Source organism: Serratia sp. Ser99 (assembly GCF_024519545.1).
In the GTDB taxonomy this organism is placed as follows: domain Bacteria; phylum Pseudomonadota; class Gammaproteobacteria; order Enterobacterales; family Enterobacteriaceae; genus Serratia; species Serratia liquefaciens.
The window spans coordinates 231254-250755 of sequence record NZ_JALJRT010000010.1; the positions used below are offsets into that span (position 1 = coordinate 231254).

Consider the following 19502-nt stretch of genomic DNA (forward strand, 5'->3'; position numbering starts at 1 on the left):
AAAAAGACGCGATATTCGCGTCTTTTTTCCTTTCTGGCGGCTGGTCAGCGTTGCTGAACGCTGGACTGCAGCGACTTGATCGGCGTGACCCGCACTTGTTTGATCATATTGTCCTGCACGTCGAGGATGCTGATGTCGTAATGGCCGATGCGAACACGGGTGCCGACCTCCGGGATCTCTTCCAGTTCTTCCAAAAGCATGCCGTTGATGGTACGCGCATCGGTGGCCGGCAACGTCCAGTTGAATGCCTTGTTTAACTCGCGCACGTTGGCAGTACCGTCTATCAGTACGGAGCCGTCACTTTGCGGATTAACCTCTTCTGCCAGCGTTGGCGACATGGACGTGGTGAAATCGCCGACGATCTCCTCCAGGATATCCTCGACCGTCACCAGCCCCTGAATGTCGCCGTATTCATCGACCACGATGCCGACTTTCTCTTTGTTGCGCTGGAACTTCACCAACTGAACGTTCAGCGGCGTGCCTTCGGGCACATAATAAATTTCGTCGGCTGCGCGCAGCAGGTTCTCTTTGTTGAACTCTTTCTTCTCGGTCATCAGGCGGTAGGCTTCACGTACCCGCAGCATGCCGATGGCATCATCCAGCGAGGTGCGGTAAAGCACGATGCGGCCGTGTGGGGAGTGAGTAAGCTGACGCATGATCGACTTCCAGTCGTCGTTGACATCGATGCCGACAATCTCATTGCGTGGCACCATAATGTCATCGACCGTCACCTTCTCCAGATCCAACACCGAGATCAGCATGTCCTGATTGCGACGAGAAATCTGCGAGTGCGATTCCTTCACAATGGTGCGCAGTTCGTCTTTGCTGACCGCGTCGCTGATCCGCACATTGGTGCGAATGCCGAACAGCCGTAAAATCAGCGTGGTGATGCCATTGAGCAGCCACACCAGTGGGAACATCACCTTTTGCAGCGGTGCCAGCAAGAAGCTGCTGGGGAATGCGATGCGTTCCGGATACAGGGCGGCAAAGGTTTTTGGCAGCACTTCGGCGAACAGCAGCACGGCGAAGGTCAGTACGCCGGTGGCGATGGCAACGCCTAAATCGCCATACAGGCGCATGCCGACAATGGTGGCCAGCGCCGAAGCCAGAATGTTGACCAGGTTATTGCCAATCAGCACCAGGCCTATGAGGCGATCCGGTTTTTGCAGCAGCTTTTCGACCCGGCGGGCGGAACGGTTGCCCTGTTTGGAGAGATGACGCAGACGATAGCGGTTCAGCGTCATCATGCCGGTTTCGGATGCTGAGAAGTAAGCGGAAACCACAATCATGACCACCAGGATAATGATCAGGGTCCCTGTCGAAACGTGCTCCAACGCGGTATTCCTTATGTATGGAGAAAGAGTGCCTGAGAGCTTAGCGAACCATCACTTGCTGAATCAGACGGCTGCCAAAGTAGGCCAGCGTGAGTAGGAAGGCACCGGCAAAGCTGAACCAAACGACGCGGCGACCGCGCCAGCCTTCGTGATAATGGCCCCACAGCAAGACGATATACACAAACCACGCCATGATAGACAGCACGGCTTTGTGCACGTTCTCTTTGCTGAACAGGTTATCCATATAAAGCAGCCCGGTGCACAACGTGAGCGTGAGCAACACGACGCCTATCTGGGTGATGTGGAACATCTTGCGTTCGATGCTCATCAACGGCGGCATATCGGCGCTGAAAGACAGCTTTTTGTTTTTCAGCAGGTAATCCAGCCAGGCCAGTTGCAGCGCATACAGCGCGGCAATGATCAGCGTAGCGTAGGAGAACAGCGCCAGGCCGATATGCACCATCAGTTCCGGGCTGGCTTCCAGATGCGTAATAAATTCACCCGGCATAAAGCTGGCGAAGGCCAGGTTGATCATCGCGAAGCTGTAGACGATAGGCAGCAGGAACCAGCCGCGATCGCGCGAAGCCACGAAGGTCATGACCGAGCAAATGATCAGGCTGACTATCGAACCTATGTTCAGCAAGCTGAGATTTTGCCCGGCGCTGACGTCAAAGATACGCTGCTGAAGTGCGATGGCGTGGCAAATTAGCGCCACCACCGCCGAGACGAGAGCAAGCCGACGGTATGCGCTGTTCTTCCGCAACAAGCTGGGAATAATCAGTCCAAGGCTGAGCAGGTAGGCGATCAAAGCCACAATGGAGAAAACTGGCATAGCGTTTAATTTTGCTTCGACGTGGTGAATTGGATTGTCAGTATAGCGTCGAGCGCGTCCCACTCCAACCGATCTCCAACGCTGAGGCAGAGATCCTCTACGCTTCGTGTTATAATCGCCGCAATTATGTCGCCAGAGCGGCCTGTCATTACACGTTGAGCATGAGACGATGTTTGAAAATTTAACCGATCGTTTGTCGCGCACCCTGCGCAATATCAGCGGCCGTGGGCGGCTGACCGAAGAAAATATCAAGGAAACCCTGCGTGAAGTGCGCATGGCATTGCTGGAAGCGGACGTTGCGCTACCGGTCGTGCGGGACTTTATCAACCGCGTGAAAGAGAGCGCGGTAGGTCATGAAGTCAACAAAAGCCTGACGCCGGGGCAAGAGTTCGTCAAGATCGTCAAGAGCGAGCTGATTGCCGCGATGGGCGAAGTGAACACCGAACTGAACCTGGCGGCGCAACCGCCGGCAGTGGTGCTGATGGCGGGCCTGCAGGGCGCCGGTAAAACTACCAGCGTCGCCAAGCTTGGTAAATTCCTGAAAGAAAAACAGAAGAAAAAAGTCCTGGTGGTTTCCGCCGACGTTTATCGCCCAGCGGCGATCAAACAGCTGGAAACCCTGGCGGAAAGCGTCGGCATCGACTTCTTCCCGTCTGATGTCAAAGAAAAACCGATCGACATCGTTAACCGTGCGCTGCAACAGGCCAAGCTGAAGTTCTACGACGTACTGATCGTCGATACCGCCGGCCGTTTGCACGTTGACGAAGCGATGATGGACGAAATCAAGCAGGTGCACGCGGCGATCAAGCCGGTGGAAACCCTGTTTGTGGTTGACGCCATGACCGGCCAGGATGCTGCCAACACGGCCAAGGCCTTTAATGAAGCATTACCGCTGACCGGTGTGGTACTGACCAAGGTCGACGGTGATGCGCGTGGCGGTGCCGCGTTGTCTATCCGTCACATCACGGGCAAGCCGATCAAGTTCCTCGGCGTGGGCGAGAAGACCGAAGCGCTGGAGCCCTTCCATCCGGACCGCGTGGCATCACGCATTCTGGGCATGGGCGATGTGCTGTCGCTGATCGAAGATATCGAAAGCAAAGTTGACCGCGAGCAGGCGGAGAAACTGGCTAACAAGCTGAAGAAAGGTGACGGTTTCGATCTGACCGACTTCCTGGAACAGCTGAAGCAGATGCGTAACATGGGTGGTATGGCCAGCATGCTGAGCAAACTGCCTGGTGCCGGCCAACTGCCGGACAATGTGAAATCGCAAATGGACGACAAGGTTCTGGTGCGAATGGAAGCAATCATCAACTCGATGACGCTGAAAGAGCGCGCCAAACCGGAAATCATCAAAGGCTCGCGTAAGCGCCGCATTGCGATGGGTTCCGGTATGCAGGTGCAGGACGTTAACCGCTTGTTGAAGCAGTTCGACGAAATGCAGCGCATGATGAAAAAGATGAAGAAAGGCGGAATGGCGAAGATGATGCGCGGCATGAAAGGTATGATGCCGCCGGGCTTCCCAGGCCGCTGACAGGCGCGTGCCCCTTGGGGTGAGCGTGTTTAAGCATTTGCCGTTCGCGGCAAAAACCGCCCGGAATATTACCGGCTGCAAAAAGTAGTTGACGCTGATCTACGCTTTAGATTGCTTTTTGCGCCAAAATGAGTAAAATTTTCGGGCTTTTTATATTGCAACCGGGCCCCGTTCCCTCAATGGGGCCCGGCTGTTTTATTAACTAAAGAGGATGTTATGGTAACAATTCGTTTGGCACGTGGCGGCGCTAAAAAGCGTCCGTTCTATCAAGTAGTAGTGACCGACAGCCGCAATGCTCGTGATGGTCGTTTCATCGAGCGCGTAGGCTTCTTCAACCCGATCGCATCTGGTCAGGCTGAAGCACTGCGTCTGGACCTGGACCGCATCGAACATTGGGTCGGTCTGGGTGCAACCGTTTCTGATCGCGTTCACGCGCTGATCAAAGACGCTAAGAAAGCAGCTTAATCTGTCGCGGTGGTGGCAATGAGCAAGCAACTCAAACCGGTAGCACCTAAGCAGCCGATTGTACTCGGTAAAATGGGGTCTACTTACGGCATTCGTGGTTGGCTCAGAGTATTTTCATCCACCGAGAACGCCGAAAGCATTTTTGACTATCAGCCGTGGTTTATCCAGCGGGCGGGTCAATGGCAGCTTGTCGAGTTGGAAGACTGGAAGCGCCACAGTCAGGATCTGATCATCAAAGTCAAAGGCGTTGATGATCGGGATGCTGCGAATCTACTGACCAATTGCGAAATTCAGGTGGATTCGGAACAACTTCCTCCGTTGGTGGGTGATGATTACTACTGGAAAGACCTTATGGGCTGCCAGGTAGTCACGACCACCGGTTACGAACTGGGTAAAGTCGTCGATATGATGGAAACCGGTTCAAACGACGTGATGGTAGTGAAAGCTAACCTGAAAGATGCGTTCGGCATGAAGGAGCGGTTGGTCCCGTTTCTTCATGGGCAGGTTATCAAGAAAGTCGATCTCACTGCTCGCGTGATTGAAGCAGATTGGGATCCTGGTTTTTGACCTCCGAATCAAACGGTCGAAACAAGTGGAATGACAGTATGGGGATTGGCTTGTGTTCATTGGTATTGTAAGCCTGTTTCCTGAGATGTTCCGCGCAATCACCGATTACGGGGTGACTGGCCGGGCAGTAAAAAATGGCCTGCTGAGCGTGCAGTGTTGGAGTCCGCGTGACTTCACCTACGACCGGCATCGTACCGTGGACGATCGCCCTTATGGCGGCGGCCCGGGAATGTTGATGATGGTGCAACCCTTGCGGGAAGCCATTCATGCAGCAAAAGCAGCGGCAGGCGAGGGAGCAAAGGTGATTTATCTATCACCTCAGGGGCGTAAGCTGGATCAAACCGGCGTATGCGAACTGGCGACCAACCAGAAGATGATTCTGGTGTGCGGTCGTTATGAAGGGGTAGACGAGCGCGTAATCCAAACCGAAATTGATGAAGAATGGTCAATCGGCGATTACGTACTCAGCGGCGGGGAACTGCCGGCAATGACCCTGATTGATTCAGTCGCCCGTTTTATACCGGGTGTGCTGGGCCATCAGGCCTCAGCAGAAGAAGATTCTTTTGTCGATGGATTGCTGGACTGCCCGCACTATACCCGTCCTGAGGTGTTGGAAGGGATGGAAGTTCCGCCAGTCTTACTGTCGGGCAACCATGCCGAGATACGTCGCTGGCGCTTAAAGCAGTCGCTGGGCCGTACCTGGCTTAGAAGACCTGAACTTCTAGAAAGCCTAGCTCTGACTGACGAGCAAGCGGTGTTGCTGGCTGAGTTCCAACGGGAACATCAGGCCAAGCAACAGGACTATGAAGGGAACGTCTGAGCAACTGGCTCGACGGGACCGATATATCAGTTTACCTAGGGTAAGAGACATATTATGAGCAACATTATTAAGCAAATTGAACAAGAGCAGATGAAGCAAGACGTACCTGCATTCCGTCCGGGTGATTCCGTGGAAGTTAAGGTATGGGTCGTTGAAGGTAGCAAAAAACGTCTGCAGGCATTCGAGGGCGTGGTTATCGCTATCCGTAACCGCGGTCTGCACTCTGCATTCACTGTTCGTAAGATTTCCAACGGCGAAGGTGTTGAGCGTGTATTCCAGACTCACTCCCCAGTAATCGACAGCATTACTGTTAAACGTCGTGGTGCCGTTCGTAAAGCCAAACTGTACTATCTGCGTGAGCGTACTGGTAAGTCTGCTCGTATCAAAGAGCGTCTGAACCGCGTCGGCTAACGCTGCATCCAAAAGTTAATAGCTATGAAGGGGTTGGCACTGTGCCAACCCCTTTTTTTATGCCTGCAGATCGGGGATTGCATCTGCAAGATGCGAAAATGCTCCCAGGACGTCCGTTTTACAGGCATAAAAAAGCCTGCGTTTGCAGGCTCTTTGCATTACAGCGCCGCGGCGCGCTGTTTGCTTTTTTCCGGGTGCGGCTGTGCAGGAACGATATCGCCAGGCTTTACAATCACGCGTGCGACAGACTCGTGCGTGGCAAAGGTACAGCTGCAGTTAATGTTTTGGCATTGGTGATAGCGCTCTTTGGTCGCTTCGCTTAGATAACGGCTGGAGCGAGTATGGGCCACGCTACCGCAGAGTGGACAGTGCATCATAAAAACCCCCTTGCAATATTTTTAGTGAAAACGGGTTGGGCATTAAGCCACAATCAAAATCAGCAGCCTGCCTAGTTAGGTGGGAGTTACATCCCAGCTTATTAACGGACACTCCTGATGGTAGTAACGGCTTCAGCCGCGATGATTGAGTTTTTTCATGCTCTGCACCCATTTAATCAATACTGTGTATACATACAGTATTAAGCTATTTGCTAAACTCGTCAATAGTAAACGTTATGTTTTTAGCAAAATGTCTAAATTTGATTTTCAGGCATAAAAAAAGCCCATCAATGATGGGCTTAGTCGTATAACAGGTGCAGAAGTAAGAAGGATTACAAACCGTACACCAGGCTGATAGAAGTGGTGGTGTCGGTATTCTTTGGCGCAGAGGCTGGAGGCTTGCTGTTGTAAGTCACGGTGTAAGCCAGACGCAACGCGAACTTTTCGTTAATGGCGACGCTGAGTGCAGTTTCGGAGTTCAGCGTGGTTTCTTCGTTCGCCAGCGCGGAAACGCCTTCAGAGAACTTGGTATTGTCGGTCAACTGGTACGAATAGTTGGCCGCACCGTAAGCCAGCGCTTTGGTGGAACGCCCACCGCCATGGTATTCGTCGTGACGCACGCCCGGACCGAATTCAACTCGCAGATCGCTAAGCGGCCCATTGAGGATTTGGCGACCATAACCGCCGGTCAGCGTCGAGCGGGAATCATAACCGTTGAAGCGATCGCTCAGCCAGCTCGCCTGACCGAACAGGTAATTACGATCGGACAGGTTATAACGGGTACGGCCGCCGGCCTGATACTTTTCTGACGAGCGCACGTTGGAGGATGTGGTGTTATTGGCCGCACCCCACAGGCTATAAGCGGCATCGCTGTTGAACCAGGTCATGCTGGTATTGGCCAACAGGGTAGAGCTTTGTGAGTTGCCTGACTGCGAGTTGTAACCGGCCTGGACGTTGCCTTCAAACGGTTTTTTGGCGGTGGCCGGATCGTCCATCGCGGTGAAAAGCGTATTGTCGGCAAGGGCTGAAACACTGGTGAAAGTCGTTAAGCAGCTAATGAACAGCGGAATAGCGCGGCGAGCGCGTAAAGAGAGCATTTTTGATCCAGTTGTTAAGAGTGGTTATAAGTGATTTCGGTCACATTATATCGGTTCGCCATTGCGACCAAAATAGCGACTATTAGCTTAAGTTTTTAATTTTTCGTCCTCACTTATTCACTTTTCTTCTACTGACTTTTAACCCTGTTAACGGCATAAAATACTGATTACCATTATTATTTATGTGGTCAATGGTGTGAGCGGCAACGGGGAATACCGTTGCCGTTGGGGAAGTGATTACAGGAAGGTGATGACCAGAAGATACCCGGTGATACAGGAACACAGCACGCCGATCAGGCCAGGAATAATAAAGCTGTGGTTGATGATAAATTTACCGATGCGCGTTGTTCCGGAGCGGTCAAAACCGATGCAGGCCAAATCGCTTGGATAAGTGGGCAAGACGAAGTAACCGTACGCGGCCGGGAAGAAGGCCAGCAGCATTTTGGGGTCGACGCCCAACTGCAGCGCCATTGGGGCAATCGCGGTGAGCGCAGCTGCCTGGCTGTTGACCAGCTTGGAAACCAGGAACAGAACGATCGCGTAAGTCCACGGCTGACTTTTTACCACGTCTTCAAGCAGGAGTTTTAACTCTCCCATATGTGCCTGGAAGAAGGTATCACTCATCCACGCCACGCCGAATACGGAAAAAATAGCGACCATGCCGGCTTTGAAAACCGCACCATTGGCAATATCGCCGGGTTTGACTTTGCAGCCCATCAGAATAACGGCACCGGCGATCAGCATCATCATCTGGATCACCAGATTCATAGACAGCGGTTTCAGTATCCCTTTGGCATTGGCAAAGGAAGGGCGTAAATCAGCAAAAGCCCCCAAGAGTACGACGATGGCGATAGCCGCAAAGAAGATCGCTGTGGACCAGTAAGCCTGCTTGGGGAATCTCTGATTGAGCAGCGTTTCGGTGCTGCCAAAAATATAGGCCCGTTGTTCTGGATCTTTGATTTTTTCCTGGAATTCAGCGTCCTTATCCAGATCTTTACCGCGGCGCAGGCTCCATAAGGCCGCCATTAACACCCCGACTAATGAAGCCGGGATCGAGACGGCAAGGATTTCTACTAGCGTGTAAGCTTTGCCAATCCCATGTCCTGCGGCAATGATTGAAACCAGGGACACAACGGCCACGGAAACCGGCGAAGCTGTGATGGCCATTTGCGAGGCGACGGAAGCCACAGCCATTGGGCGTTCTGGGCGGATCCCTTTTTTGATGGCGATATCGGAAATGATCGGGAACATGGTGTACACCACATGCCCTGTGCCGCACAGGAACGTCAGAGTCCAGGTGGTGAAAGGGGCAAGCAGCGTGATGTGCTGTGGGTGGCGGCGCAGCAGTCGCTCTGCATATTGCATCATCACGTTCAAACCGCCGGCAGTTTGCAACACTGAAGCACAACCGATTACTGCAAGAATAGTCAGCATAACCTCAACGGGAGGTTTACCTGGTTCCAACCCGAATATAAAACATAAGAGGAATAAACCAATACCGCTTATTAGGCCCAGCCCCATACCGCCAAACCGAGTGCCGACTAATAAGCAGATTATAATAATTAAGAACTGCAAAGTGATCATGATAGTCCCTTGTCAAGAAATGAAAAGCAGCTAACGCTCATACATTCTCAATGCAGGTGACACGGGCTCTGTCTACGCAGATTAACCCTAAAGAGGTGCGAACGAATAACACCATAATTATTTATTTTTCGCGCGATAACTGTGAAGTTCCGCAATATTTATTCAATAGGTTTTACTCATATTTTTGTATTTTAATTAATAGATGGAAGTAATTGAAAATAAATTGCCGGTTTATTGTTTGTTATTTGTGTTTCAGTTGTTTAATTTTTAGGTGATTTGATTTACCCGTTAAGGTTCTCTGCGGTGGAAAGGGTAAACCTCAGGCTTTTGAACGTTCGGTGGATGAGGCATGTGGGTCGTTGCGTTTCTAGTGTATCGAATTGTTTACGATTTTGTCGGGTTTTAGCATTTTGGTGTGCAAGGAAGTCTCGTGTGGCTGAAAGTCTTAAAAATCATTAATGATCATTGTGTTAAGTTATTTATTCTGGTTTTTCTATGACTTATTTAGCGCTTTTTATTTGTGGTAATTTTTTATTTACACCAAATGGATTGAAATCTTTACATTTCGTGGTAGGGTAAGAACCTGAAACGCTCAATGTTCTATCAACGCTTACGCATAACGGCAAACGACAGGAATAGCATCATGCAAAAAGACGCGCTCAATAACGTTCATATCAGTGCAGAACAGATTCTGATTACTCCGGAAGAGCTGAAGAACCAGTTCCCGCTTAGTGCCAGCGACGAGAATGAAATCGCCACGGCACGCAAAACCATCGCCGATATTCTGCAGGGGCGCGATCATCGCCTGCTGGTGGTGTGCGGACCTTGTTCTATTCACGACCCGGATGCGGCACTTGATTACGCCCGTCATTTGAAAACCCTGTCAGCTGAATTGAGCGATCAGCTGTATATCGTTATGCGTGTCTATTTTGAAAAACCTCGTACCACCGTCGGCTGGAAAGGTCTGATTAACGACCCATACATGGACGGTTCGTTTGACGTTGAAGCAGGTCTGCACATTGCGCGTCGCCTGCTGCTGGATCTGGTTGGTATGGGCTTGCCGTTGGCGACCGAAGCGTTGGATCCGAACAGTCCGCAATACCTGGGTGATTTGTTCAGCTGGTCAGCGATTGGTGCGCGCACGACTGAATCGCAAACTCACCGTGAGATGGCTTCAGGGCTGTCAATGCCGGTAGGTTTTAAAAACGGTACCGACGGCAGCTTGGGCACGGCGATCAATGCTATGCGCGCTGCGGCAATGCCACACCGTTTTGTCGGTATAAATCAGGCTGGGCAAGTGTGCCTGCTGCAGACGCAGGGTAACCCTGATGGCCATGTGATCCTGCGCGGTGGTAAAACGCCAAACTACAGCGCTGAGGACGTGGCGGCCTGTGAAAAACAGATGCTGGATGCGGGACTCCACCCGTCCTTGATGATAGATTGCAGCCATGGCAACTCGAATAAAGACTATCGCCGTCAACCGGCGGTTGCCGAGTCCGTGGTAGAGCAGATCAAAGCGGGTAACCGTTCGATCACCGGCATCATGCTGGAAAGCCACTTGCACGAAGGCAGCCAGTCTTCTGAGCAACCGCGTGCAGATATGCGCTATGGGGTTTCTGTTACCGACGCCTGTATTAACTGGGAAAGTACAGAGACGCTGCTGCGCCATATGCACCAGGAACTCGGCGCCGCGCTGACGGCACGCACTGGAGAGTAGTAAGTTATGGTGGCTGAACTGACCGCGTTGCGCGATCAAATCGACGAAGTGGATAAGGCGCTGCTGGAGCTGCTGGCTAAACGCCTGCAGTTGGTGGCGGAAGTGGGAGAGGTTAAAAGCCACCACGGCTTACCGGTGTATGTTCCTGAGCGTGAGGCGGCGATGCTGGCCTCACGGCGTCAAGAAGCGGAAAACCTGGGTGTGCCGCCCGATTTGATTGAGGACGTGCTGCGCAGGGTGATGCGCGAGTCTTACGTCAGCGAGAACGACAAAGGCTTTAAAACGCTACATCCGCAACTGCGCCCGATCGTCATTATCGGCGGCAACGGTCAAATGGGGCGGTTGTTTAATCGCTTGCTGACGCTGTCCGGTTACCAGGTCAAAGTGTTGGACCAGGAAGACTGGAATCAGGCTGATACGCTGCTTGCCGATGCCGGAATGGTGATTGTCAGCGTCCCTATTCACGTCACCGAACAGGTGATTGAGCGGTTACCGCCATTGCCTGCAGACTGTATTCTGGTTGATCTGGCCTCGGTAAAAAATCGCCCGTTGAATGCCATGCTGGCGGCGCACAGCGGCCCTGTGGTGGGGCTACACCCCATGTTTGGCCCAGACGTAGGCAGCGTGGCCAAGCAGGTGGTGGTCTATTGCGATGGCCGCGAACCGCAAGCCTACCAATGGTTGCTCGAACAGCTGCAGGTATGGGGAGCGCGTTTGCACCGTATCAGCGCGGTTGAGCACGATCAGAACATGGCGTTTATTCAGGCGCTGCGTCACTTCGCGACCTTTGCTTATGGTTTGCATCTGGCGGAAGAAAACGTGCAGTTGGAGCAGTTGCTGGCCCTCTCTTCACCGATCTATCGGCTGGAGTTGGCGATGGTCGGGCGGCTGTTTGCTCAAGACCCGCAGCTGTACGCGGATATCATTATGTCTTCCGAAGAGAACATTGCGCTGATCAAGCGTTACTATCAGCGGTTTGGTGAGGCAATAAAACTGTTGGAGCAGGGTGATAAACAGGCGTTTATCCAGAGCTTCCAGAAGGTCGAACATTGGTTTGGCGACTATGCGCAGCGTTTCCTAGTGGAAAGCCGTTCGCTGCTACGTCAGGCGAATGACAGTCGCCAATAATGATAAGGGTTCGGTTATGCCGAACCCTTTTTAATGGTATTCAGGACGGGTTGACTGGCACCACGGTGTCGCTCGGGTAACACCCCAGCACCTTCAGCGAGCGGGTGATTGGCGTCAGATCTCTCAATGCCTTCTGCATCGCCTCAGAACGCAGGTTAGCCTGCACATCGATATAAAACATCTCTTCCCACGGGTTGCCGTTAATCGGGCGCGATTCCAGCTTGGTCATGATGATGCCGTTGTCGCGCAGTACCAGCAGCGCTTCCACCAAGGCACCCGACTGCTGGCCGGTGGCCATAATCAGCGTGGTCTTAGCGGGCACCTGCTCGGAAACTTCGATAGCCTTGCGCGCCAATACGATAAAGCGGGTAATGTTCTGCTGTTGATTGGCCAGGTTATGTTCCAGTACCTGCAGGCCATAGAGCGCACCGCCGGCTTCGCTGCCCAGCGCCGCCGCTTTTGGCGAGTTCAACTTTGCCACTTTTTCCATTGCCGCAGCGGTGCTTTCACAGTATTCGATTTTCCAGTGCGGGTAGCGATTAATAAACTGGCTGCACTGTTGGAAAGGTTGCGGGTGGCTATATACGGTTTCGATCTGATCAAGGTCGGTATCGCTGGCGATCAGCACACAGTGATCGATAGGGTTAGTCAGTTCGCCGACGATCGACAAACTGGTGTGTTGCAGCAGGTCGTAAACGTCATTAATCGAGCCGGAGCTGGTGTTTTCGATCGGCAGGATGGCGTAATCCGCCTGGCCGGTTTCAACCTGGGTGAAGATATCCTGGAATTTCTGGCAACCGCACTCGATCAACTGATCGAAATGGCGAGCAGCATATTGGCGGGCCGCCAGGTGTGAGTAAGAGCCTTTCGGGCCAAGGAACGCAATACGGGCAGAATGCTGGCTGATTTGGTTGAGCTGGTGCTGCAGCAGCGCCTGCTGAGTCAGTACGGAGTCTTCGATAATCAGTTGAAACAGACGGGTGACGTAAAATCCGTCCAGATCGTAGGGCTTGGCTGCGGCGATCAGGGCGTCCAGCAGGTCGCGTTCACGCTCTTTATCACGGATTGGCCGATGAGAGTGCAACTTGGTTTTACCTACTTCTACCGCCAGCTCACGGCGTTCTGCCAGCAAGGACAGCAGTTTCAGATCCAGTGCGCTGATGCGTTGGCGCAGCACGAGTAACGGGTTGTCGGTCATAATCAGCTTCTGCCTTATATTTTTATACGTCGTAAAATAGCCATAAAAAAAGCCCCCTGATTTCAGGAGGCTTTGCTGTTCGTCTTCGCATTCTTTATCACACGACGAAACGCCTCCCAATCAGGGGAAGGTAAAAAAGAATGCGAAGAAAAACGGTTTACGGACCATGTGCTATCCAAAGTGTGTGAGACAGGTTTTAAAGTAACCGCAGGTTTTTATCTCGTCAATAAAAAAACCAGACAAAAAACGCGCCCTCAGGCGCGTTTGATGTGAAACAGCCGCTAAACGGTTATTCCTGTTCCGGCTCCACTTCCGGAACGATGTCCTTCACGCTGGCGGCGGCACGGCGTGCTTCGCCTTTGTGCTGCACCTTGTTCAACTGACGCTCCAGCTTGGCGATCAGTTCGTTAACGGCGGTGTACATGTCTTCATGTTTTGCGCTGGCTACCAGCGGGCCGTTAGGTGTGGTAATGGTGGCGTCGGCAACAAACCCTTTCGGTTCTTTGGATAAGACGATATGCGGGTTAATCAGTTGGGCCTGCCATTTTTCCAGTTTGGTGAGACGGTCTTCGACGTGACTGCGGATTGCGGGAGTGATATCCATTTGTTTGCTGGTAATGTTCAATGTCATATAACTTACCTCTCTGTCTTTCCGTCTTGGATGAGTCCAGCATACCCCGCTTTTTGCTGAAATGCGTGATGAAAATCACGTTTTTTTGTCACTTTTTGCAAAGTTAGTTCAATCTGTGATTCAGCATCTGAAATGGTCATCTAACGCTTGAGTCTTGGAAGCGGAACGCGCATTATTGAAAGGATAAGCGGTGTTGCAGTCTTGCTAACATCGTGTTTTTGCTTGTGTATTTATCCTGATCTGGGTGAATTTACAGCAAATAAAAACGGCAGCCGAAGCTGCCGTTTTGTTTTCCTGCCGTTACCCATCAGACTATGCCGGGTTGGCGCTAATCACTTTGGCCACTTTGTCGGCTTGGCCGTTCAGTTGCAACTGCTTGTACGCATTTTCCATCAGCGGCAGCGCGTCGCGCGTCGCTTGAGTATCAGGGAATTCACGCAGCATCTGTTCAGCACGATTAACGACCGCGACGTAGGCACCGCGTTTAGTGTAGTATTCCACCACCGAAAGCTCATACTTGGCCAGGCGGTCTTTCAGATACACCAGACGCTTGTTGGCATCGGTTACATACTGGCTGTTCGGGTACTGCTGAATCAGCTGGCTGAAATCGCGAAATGCAGCGCGAGCATGCTGTGGATCGCGGTCTGAACGATCGACCCCGAAGAAGCCTTGCAGTGCACTGTCATCCAACGCCATATCGGTCAGGCCACGCATATACATCACGTAGTCGATGTTTGGGTGCGTTGGGTTCAGACGCATGAAACGATCGATAGATGCCTGAGCCATAGGTAAATCGGCAGATTTATAGTAGGCATAAATCAGGTCCAACTGTACCTGCTGAGAGTAGGGTCCGAAAGGATAGCGGTTATCTAACGCTTCGAGTTGCGTAATCGCGCCCTTAAAGTTACCGTCCTGCAGTTTTTGCTGGGCAGTAGCATAGATTTCCGAAGGCGGGTTGTCGGGAACCGCATCCTTGGATGTGGAGCAACCTGCCAGCGCCAGGCTCAACGTGGCTGCCGCCACCAGATATTTCATACGCGTCATGACGTTTTGATTATCCTCAGGGTGTTATTCCGGGAGACTGTCCGTTAAGCTCCCGACAAAGACCAGTTACAATAGCACATTATATTAAACGGCATCGCCGTGAAAACCCAACGTTAACGAAGAAGCTGCATATGGCACAACAAGTACAACTCACCGCAACGGTGGCCGAATCTCAACTCGGACAACGTTTAGATCAGGCTTTGGCCGAATTGTTCCCTGATTATTCACGATCTCGCATAAAAGATTGGATCCTGGACGATCGGGTGCAGGTCAATGGCAAAACGATAAACAAACCGAAAGAGAAGGTGCTGGGGGGAGAGACGGTCGCCATTGATGCACAGATAGAAGAAGAGGCCCGTTGGGAACCGCAGGACATTGCGCTGAATATCGTCTACGAAGACAGCGACATTTTGGTCATCAACAAGCCGCGCGACCTGGTTGTGCATCCTGGCGCCGGTAACCCGGACGGCACGGTGCTCAATGCGTTGCTGCATTACTATCCTGAAATCGCCGACGTACCGCGTGCCGGTATCGTGCACCGTTTGGACAAGGACACGACCGGTCTGATGGTAGTGGCGAAAACCGTTCCGGCGCAGACCCGGTTGGTAGAAGCGTTGCAGGCACGTGAAATCACCCGTGAATACGAAGCTGTCGCCATCGGTACCATGACCGCCGGCGGTACCGTCGAAGAACCGATTTCGCGCCATTCAACCAAGCGTACCCACATGGCGGTCCACCCGATGGGTAAACCGGCGGTGACGCATTACCGCATTATGGAACACTTCCGCGCGCACACCCGCCTGCGTCTGCGTCTGGAAACCGGCCGTACCCACCAGATCCGTGTGCATATGTCGCACATTAACCACCCGCTGGTGGGCGATCAGCTGTACGGTGGTCGTCCACGTCCGCCAAAAGGGGCTTCGGAGGCATTCATTGCCACATTGCGCGGTTTCGATCGCCAGGCACTGCACGCCACCATGCTGCGTTTATATCATCCGATTAGCGGTATCCAGATGGAGTGGCATGCGCCGCTGCCGCAGGATATGGTCGATCTGATTAACGCACTGAAGCTCGATACCGAAGAATTCAAAGATCAGATGAACTGGTAATGGATTCGCTTATCTTGCCCGATTGGCCACTGCCTGCAGGGGTAAAAGCCTGCAGCAGCACCCGTAACGGTGGCGTGAGTCGGCCACCGTACGGTTCGCTCAATCTCGGCACTCACGTGGGTGACGAGGTTCAGGCGGTGGCGGATAACCGTCAGCGTCTGGTCGCGGCGGCGAACCTGCCGCAGATGCCAGTCTGGCTGGAGCAAGTGCATGGCACGCGCGTGGTGCGACTGGATGGGCAAACGCCTGTCGATTTGCAAGCGGACGCGGTTTACAGCAATGTGCCAGGACAGGTGTGCGCAGTGATGACAGCAGACTGCTTGCCGGTTTTATTCTGCTCGCAGTCTGGTGATGAAGTCGCTGCAGCTCATGCCGGTTGGCGTGGATTGTGTAACGGCGTGCTGGAGCAGACTTTAGCGGCGTTTTCCACTCAGCCTGCAGGCATCAGCGTTTGGCTCGGCCCGGCGATCGGCCCGCAGCAGTTTGAGGTAGGGCCGGAGGTCCGCGCGGCATTTATTGCTGTTGATCCCGGCGCTGAGCTGGCTTTTGCCCCTCGCGGCGATAAATACCTCGCAGATATCTATTTACTGGCTCGTCAGCGTCTACAACGCGCAGGGGTTCATGCTATCTATGGCGGAGACCGTTGTACGGTGAGCGAAATCAGTCATTTTTTCTCCTATCGACGCGACGGAATAACCGGACGTCTGGCAAGTTTAATCTGGCTGATATAACCTATTGAATTAGGACGGTCCAACGGCGCATGATGTAGTACCGAAAATATACAGTCGAAATAACCTTGAAAATTTGAGGGATGACCTCATTTAATCTCCAGTAGCAATTTCGACCAATCTTGGAGGTGTTATGCGTCTGGATCGTCTTACTAACAAATTCCAGCTTGCCCTCGCCGATGCCCAATCTCTAGCCCTTGGGCGCGACAACCAATTTATTGAACCGTTACATCTGATGAGCGCTCTGCTCAATCAGGATGGGGGCACGGTTCGTCCATTATTAACTTCTGCCGGTATCGATGCTGGGCGCGTGCGCACCGAGATCGAACAGGCCTTGTCTCGTCTGCCTCAAGTTGAAGGTACCGGTGGTGACGTTCAACCGTCGCATGAGCTGGTGCGTGTCCTGAATTTGTGCGACAAGCTGGCACAAAAGCGGGCGGACAAATTTATCTCATCCGAACTCTTTGTTCTGGCGGTGCTTGAAGATCGCGGTAACTTGACCGATCTGTTGAAAGCAGCCGGTGCAACGACCGATAAAATCAGTAAGGCCATTGAGCAAATGCGAGGCGGTGATAGCGTGGAAGATCAAGGTGCTGAAGACCAACGTCAGGCGTTGAAGAAATACACTATCGATCTGACCGAGCGTGCTGAGCAGGGCAAACTGGACCCGGTTATCGGCCGTGACGAAGAGATACGCCGTACCATTCAGGTGCTGCAACGTCGTACCAAAAACAACCCGGTGTTGATCGGCGAACCTGGCGTGGGTAAAACCGCCATCGTCGAAGGCCTGGCTCAGCGCATCATCAATGGCGAAGTGCCGGAAGGTTTGAAGCATAAGCGCGTGTTGTCCCTCGATATGGGGGCGTTGATCGCTGGTGCTAAATATCGCGGCGAATTTGAAGAGCGTCTGAAAGCCGTTTTGAGCGATCTGTCTAAACAGGAAGGGAGCGTCATCCTGTTTATAGATGAGCTGCACACTATGGTTGGTGCAGGTAAAGCCGATGGCGCGATGGATGCGGGCAATATGTTGAAACCTGCGTTGGCACGCGGGGAGCTTCACTGTGTCGGCGCGACAACTCTCGACGAATATCGTCAATATATAGAGAAGGACGCGGCGCTTGAACGTCGTTTCCAGAAAGTGTTTGTCGCCGAACCCAGTGTTGAAGACACCATCGCTATCTTGCGCGGTTTGAAAGAGCGTTATGAACTGCACCACCACGTGCAGATCACCGACCCGGCAATCGTTGCGGCGGCCACGCTGTCGCACCGCTATATTTCCGATCGTCAACTGCCGGACAAGGCCATTGACCTGATTGATGAGGCGGCGTCTAGCATCCGCATGCAGATGGACTCCAAACCGGAATCGCTCGATCGCCTTGAGCGCCGGATTATTCAGCTCAAGCTGGAGCAGCAGGCGTTGAGTAAAGAGTCGGACGACGCCAGCAAGAAACGCCTGGAAATGCTGAGCGGTGAGCTGGAGCAGAAAGAACGCGAGTATTCAGAGCTGGAAGAAGAGTGGAAAGCGGAAAAAGCTTCGCTCTCCGGCACGCAAAATATTAAAGCGGATCTTGAGCAGGCCAAAATAAGCCTGGAGCAGGCGCGTCGCGTTGGCGACCTGGGGCGGATGTCGGAGCTGCAGTACGGCAAGATCCCAGAGCTGGAAAAACAGCTTGCCGCTGCCACGCTGGCCGAAGGCAAGACTATGAAACTGCTGCGTAACCGGGTGACCGACGCAGAAATCGCTGAAGTGCTGGCGCGCGCTACCGGTATTCCTGTCGCCAGAATGCTTGAAGGCGAACGGGATAAGCTGTTACGTCTGGAACAAGAGCTGCATTCGCGGGTCATTGGCCAGAACGAAGCGGTGAGCGCGGTATCCAACGCGATCCGTCGTAGCCGTGCCGGGCTGTCAGATCCGAACCGACCTATCGGTTCGTTCCTGTTCCTCGGTCCGACCGGGGTAGGTAAAACCGAACTGTGTAAAGCGTTGGCTTCGTTCCTGTTCGACAGCGACGACGCTATGGTGCGTATCGACATGTCCGAGTTTATGGAGAAACATTCGGTATCGCGGCTGGTGGGGGCGCCTCCAGGTTATGTCGGTTATGAAGAGGGCGGTTATCTGACCGAGGCAGTGCGTCGCAGACCTTATTCAGTGATCCTGCTGGATGAAGTGGAGAAAGCGCACCCGGATGTGTTCAACATCCTGTTGCAGGTATTGGATGATGGCCGCCTGACCGATGGTCAAGGCCGTACCGTCGATTTCCGCAATACGGTGGTGATCATGACTTCCAACCTGGGGTCTGATCTGATCCAGGAACACTTTGGTCAGATGAACTATACGCAGATGAAAGAATCGGTAATGGAAATGGTAACGCACCACTTCCGCCCGGAATTCATCAACCGTATAGATGAGGTGGTAGTGTTCCACCCGCTCGGTCAGAAACACATCGCCGAGATCGCCAAGATTCAGTTGGCACGTCTGTACAAACGTTTGGAAGAGCGTGGTTACGAAGTGACTATGACCGAACCGGCGTTGGAGCTGTTGGGCAAAACCGGTTTCGATCCTGTGTATGGAGCTCGTCCACTGAAACGAGCTATTCAGCAGGAGATCGAGAACCCGCTGGCGCAGCAAATCCTTTCCGGCAAGCTGATCCCGGGTATACCGGTGACGCTGGATGTGGAAGACGAGCATATCGTCGCCAAACAGTAACGGCTGTCTATTATCTATATAGTGATTACGATGAAAGGGAGCGGGCGACCGCTCCCTTTTTTTATCGGCTTTGGTTGGGTTTAAGCTGTTTGCCCTGGCAATGGCGCTAAAATCCCGTAATTTCGTCTAATAAATATCCTAAAATGGCTTTATTGGTGGTTATTTGAGCGCTTGAAAAGTTTTTTGCATTTAGGGGTTGCGGCCTTCTGAGAACTCCCTATA

General features: G+C 52.7%; 19 protein-coding genes and 1 other annotated feature. Of the genes, 10 read left to right on the forward strand and 9 right to left on the reverse strand.

The window, feature by feature from the left end:
• Positions 1-44 precede the first annotated feature (44 nt).
• Together NR114_RS19760 and NR114_RS19765 are read right to left on the reverse strand one after the other, a co-directional pair.
• Positions 45-1334, reverse strand: coding sequence for an HlyC/CorC family transporter (locus tag NR114_RS19760; protein WP_046374472.1), 1290 nt, complete (start codon positions 1332-1334; stop codon positions 45-47).
• Between the two features lie 40 nt (positions 1335-1374).
• Positions 1375-2166, reverse strand: a complete 792-nt coding sequence (locus NR114_RS19765) for an inner membrane protein YpjD (protein WP_020825289.1) — start codon at positions 2164-2166, stop codon at positions 1375-1377.
• A gap of 169 nt (positions 2167-2335) precedes the next feature.
• On the opposite strand from NR114_RS19765, the gene ffh reads away from it, so the two are divergent.
• The 5 genes from ffh to rplS all read left to right on the forward strand — a co-directional run bounded on the left by ffh (position 2336) and on the right by rplS (position 5960).
• Entirely contained in the window at positions 2336-3697 is a 1362-nt protein-coding gene (gene ffh, locus NR114_RS19770) for a signal recognition particle protein (protein ID WP_020825290.1), read from the forward strand.
• Positions 3698-3913: 216 nt separating this feature from the next.
• Positions 3914-4162 (forward strand): 30S ribosomal protein S16, encoded by a 249-nt coding sequence (gene rpsP, locus NR114_RS19775; RefSeq protein ID WP_004932501.1) that lies wholly within the window; start codon positions 3914-3916, stop codon positions 4160-4162.
• An 18-nt stretch (positions 4163-4180) separates the two neighbouring features.
• Positions 4181-4729, forward strand: coding sequence for a ribosome maturation factor RimM (gene rimM / locus NR114_RS19780; protein WP_020825291.1), 549 nt, complete (start codon positions 4181-4183; stop codon positions 4727-4729).
• A 52-nt stretch (positions 4730-4781) separates the two neighbouring features.
• A complete protein-coding gene (gene trmD, locus NR114_RS19785; protein WP_020825292.1) occupies positions 4782-5549 on the forward strand; it encodes a tRNA (guanosine(37)-N1)-methyltransferase TrmD in 768 nt (255 codons plus the stop codon).
• Between the two features lie 54 nt (positions 5550-5603).
• Complete coding sequence (gene rplS / locus NR114_RS19790) at positions 5604-5960, forward strand: 50S ribosomal protein L19 (protein ID WP_004950372.1); 357 nt, start codon at positions 5604-5606, stop codon at positions 5958-5960.
• A 158-nt stretch (positions 5961-6118) separates the two neighbouring features.
• Here the strand turns inward: rplS and NR114_RS19795 are convergent, their stop codons facing one another.
• The 3 genes from NR114_RS19795 to NR114_RS19805 form a co-directional block, all read right to left on the reverse strand.
• Positions 6119-6337, reverse strand: coding sequence for a DNA-binding transcriptional regulator (locus NR114_RS19795; RefSeq protein ID WP_020825293.1), 219 nt, complete (start codon positions 6335-6337; stop codon positions 6119-6121).
• A 332-nt stretch (positions 6338-6669) separates the two neighbouring features.
• Positions 6670-7434, reverse strand: a complete 765-nt coding sequence (locus tag NR114_RS19800; RefSeq protein ID WP_020825294.1) for a YdiY family protein — start codon at positions 7432-7434, stop codon at positions 6670-6672.
• Between the two features lie 237 nt (positions 7435-7671).
• Entirely contained in the window at positions 7672-9018 is a 1347-nt protein-coding gene (locus tag NR114_RS19805; RefSeq protein ID WP_234529157.1) for an anaerobic C4-dicarboxylate transporter, read from the reverse strand.
• A 643-nt stretch (positions 9019-9661) separates the two neighbouring features.
• On the opposite strand from NR114_RS19805, the gene NR114_RS19810 reads away from it, so the two are divergent.
• The gene (locus tag NR114_RS19810; RefSeq protein ID WP_020825295.1) at positions 9662-10735 is read left to right on the forward strand and encodes a 3-deoxy-7-phosphoheptulonate synthase; all 1074 of its coding nucleotides are present in this window, start codon (positions 9662-9664) and stop codon (positions 10733-10735) included.
• Positions 10736-10741: 6 nt separating this feature from the next.
• A complete protein-coding gene (gene tyrA / locus NR114_RS19815) occupies positions 10742-11863 on the forward strand; it encodes a bifunctional chorismate mutase/prephenate dehydrogenase (RefSeq protein WP_130016208.1) in 1122 nt (373 codons plus the stop codon).
• Between the two features lie 40 nt (positions 11864-11903).
• Here tyrA and pheA read toward each other — a convergent pair whose 3' ends face one another.
• The 4 genes from pheA to bamD all read right to left on the reverse strand — a co-directional run bounded on the left by pheA (position 11904) and on the right by bamD (position 14736).
• Entirely contained in the window at positions 11904-13061 is a 1158-nt protein-coding gene (gene pheA / locus NR114_RS19820; protein WP_020825297.1) for a bifunctional chorismate mutase/prephenate dehydratase, read from the reverse strand.
• A 42-nt stretch (positions 13062-13103) separates the two neighbouring features.
• Positions 13104-13230, reverse strand: a sequence feature (Phe leader region).
• Positions 13182-13229 carry a pheA operon leader peptide PheL gene (gene pheL / locus NR114_RS19825; protein WP_187962929.1) on the reverse strand — a complete coding sequence of 16 codons (48 nt, stop codon included), beginning with the start codon at positions 13227-13229 and terminating at the stop codon, positions 13182-13184. (Overlaps the previous feature by 48 nt.)
• 120 nt (positions 13231-13350) lie before the next feature.
• Entirely contained in the window at positions 13351-13692 is a 342-nt protein-coding gene (raiA, locus tag NR114_RS19830; RefSeq protein ID WP_020825298.1) for a ribosome-associated translation inhibitor RaiA, read from the reverse strand.
• 312 nt (positions 13693-14004) lie between these two features.
• A complete protein-coding gene (gene bamD / locus NR114_RS19835; RefSeq protein WP_020825299.1) occupies positions 14005-14736 on the reverse strand; it encodes an outer membrane protein assembly factor BamD in 732 nt (243 codons plus the stop codon).
• Between the two features lie 131 nt (positions 14737-14867).
• On the opposite strand from bamD, the gene rluD reads away from it, so the two are divergent.
• The 3 genes from rluD (at position 14868) to clpB (ending at position 19280) form a co-directional block, all read left to right on the forward strand.
• Positions 14868-15845 carry a 23S rRNA pseudouridine(1911/1915/1917) synthase RluD gene (gene rluD, locus NR114_RS19840; protein WP_020825300.1) on the forward strand — a complete coding sequence of 326 codons (978 nt, stop codon included), beginning with the start codon at positions 14868-14870 and terminating at the stop codon, positions 15843-15845.
• A complete protein-coding gene (gene yfiH / locus NR114_RS19845) occupies positions 15845-16576 on the forward strand; it encodes a purine nucleoside phosphorylase YfiH (protein ID WP_020825301.1) in 732 nt (243 codons plus the stop codon). The genes rluD and yfiH overlap by 1 nt, the downstream gene beginning before the upstream one ends.
• A 130-nt stretch (positions 16577-16706) precedes the next feature.
• Entirely contained in the window at positions 16707-19280 is a 2574-nt protein-coding gene (gene clpB / locus NR114_RS19850) for an ATP-dependent chaperone ClpB (protein ID WP_020825302.1), read from the forward strand.
• Positions 19281-19502: the final 222 nt, after the last annotated feature.

Excerpts from the sequence above, each read along its gene's own strand:
- NR114_RS19765 (WP_020825289.1), bottom strand. The coding sequence starts at position 2,166 with ATGCCAGTTTTCTCCATTGTGGCTTTGATCGCCTACCTGCTCAGCCTT.
- ffh (WP_020825290.1), top strand. The coding sequence starts at position 2,336 with ATGTTTGAAAATTTAACCGATCGTTTGTCGCGCACCCTGCGCAATATC.
- rpsP (WP_004932501.1), top strand. The coding sequence starts at position 3,914 with ATGGTAACAATTCGTTTGGCACGTGGCGGCGCTAAAAAGCGTCCGTTC.
- rimM (WP_020825291.1), top strand. The coding sequence starts at position 4,181 with ATGAGCAAGCAACTCAAACCGGTAGCACCTAAGCAGCCGATTGTACTC.
- rplS (WP_004950372.1), top strand. The coding sequence starts at position 5,604 with ATGAGCAACATTATTAAGCAAATTGAACAAGAGCAGATGAAGCAAGAC.
- NR114_RS19795 (WP_020825293.1), bottom strand. The coding sequence starts at position 6,337 with ATGATGCACTGTCCACTCTGCGGTAGCGTGGCCCATACTCGCTCCAGC.
- NR114_RS19800 (WP_020825294.1), bottom strand. The coding sequence starts at position 7,434 with ATGCTCTCTTTACGCGCTCGCCGCGCTATTCCGCTGTTCATTAGCTGC.
- NR114_RS19805 (WP_234529157.1), bottom strand. The coding sequence starts at position 9,018 with ATGATCACTTTGCAGTTCTTAATTATTATAATCTGCTTATTAGTCGGC.
- NR114_RS19810 (WP_020825295.1), top strand. The coding sequence starts at position 9,662 with ATGCAAAAAGACGCGCTCAATAACGTTCATATCAGTGCAGAACAGATT.
- tyrA (WP_130016208.1), top strand. The coding sequence starts at position 10,742 with ATGGTGGCTGAACTGACCGCGTTGCGCGATCAAATCGACGAAGTGGAT.
- pheA (WP_020825297.1), bottom strand. The coding sequence starts at position 13,061 with ATGACCGACAACCCGTTACTCGTGCTGCGCCAACGCATCAGCGCACTG.
- raiA (WP_020825298.1), bottom strand. The coding sequence starts at position 13,692 with ATGACATTGAACATTACCAGCAAACAAATGGATATCACTCCCGCAATC.
- bamD (WP_020825299.1), bottom strand. The coding sequence starts at position 14,736 with ATGACGCGTATGAAATATCTGGTGGCGGCAGCCACGTTGAGCCTGGCG.
- rluD (WP_020825300.1), top strand. The coding sequence starts at position 14,868 with ATGGCACAACAAGTACAACTCACCGCAACGGTGGCCGAATCTCAACTC.
- yfiH (WP_020825301.1), top strand. The coding sequence starts at position 15,845 with ATGGATTCGCTTATCTTGCCCGATTGGCCACTGCCTGCAGGGGTAAAA.
- clpB (WP_020825302.1), top strand. The coding sequence starts at position 16,707 with ATGCGTCTGGATCGTCTTACTAACAAATTCCAGCTTGCCCTCGCCGAT.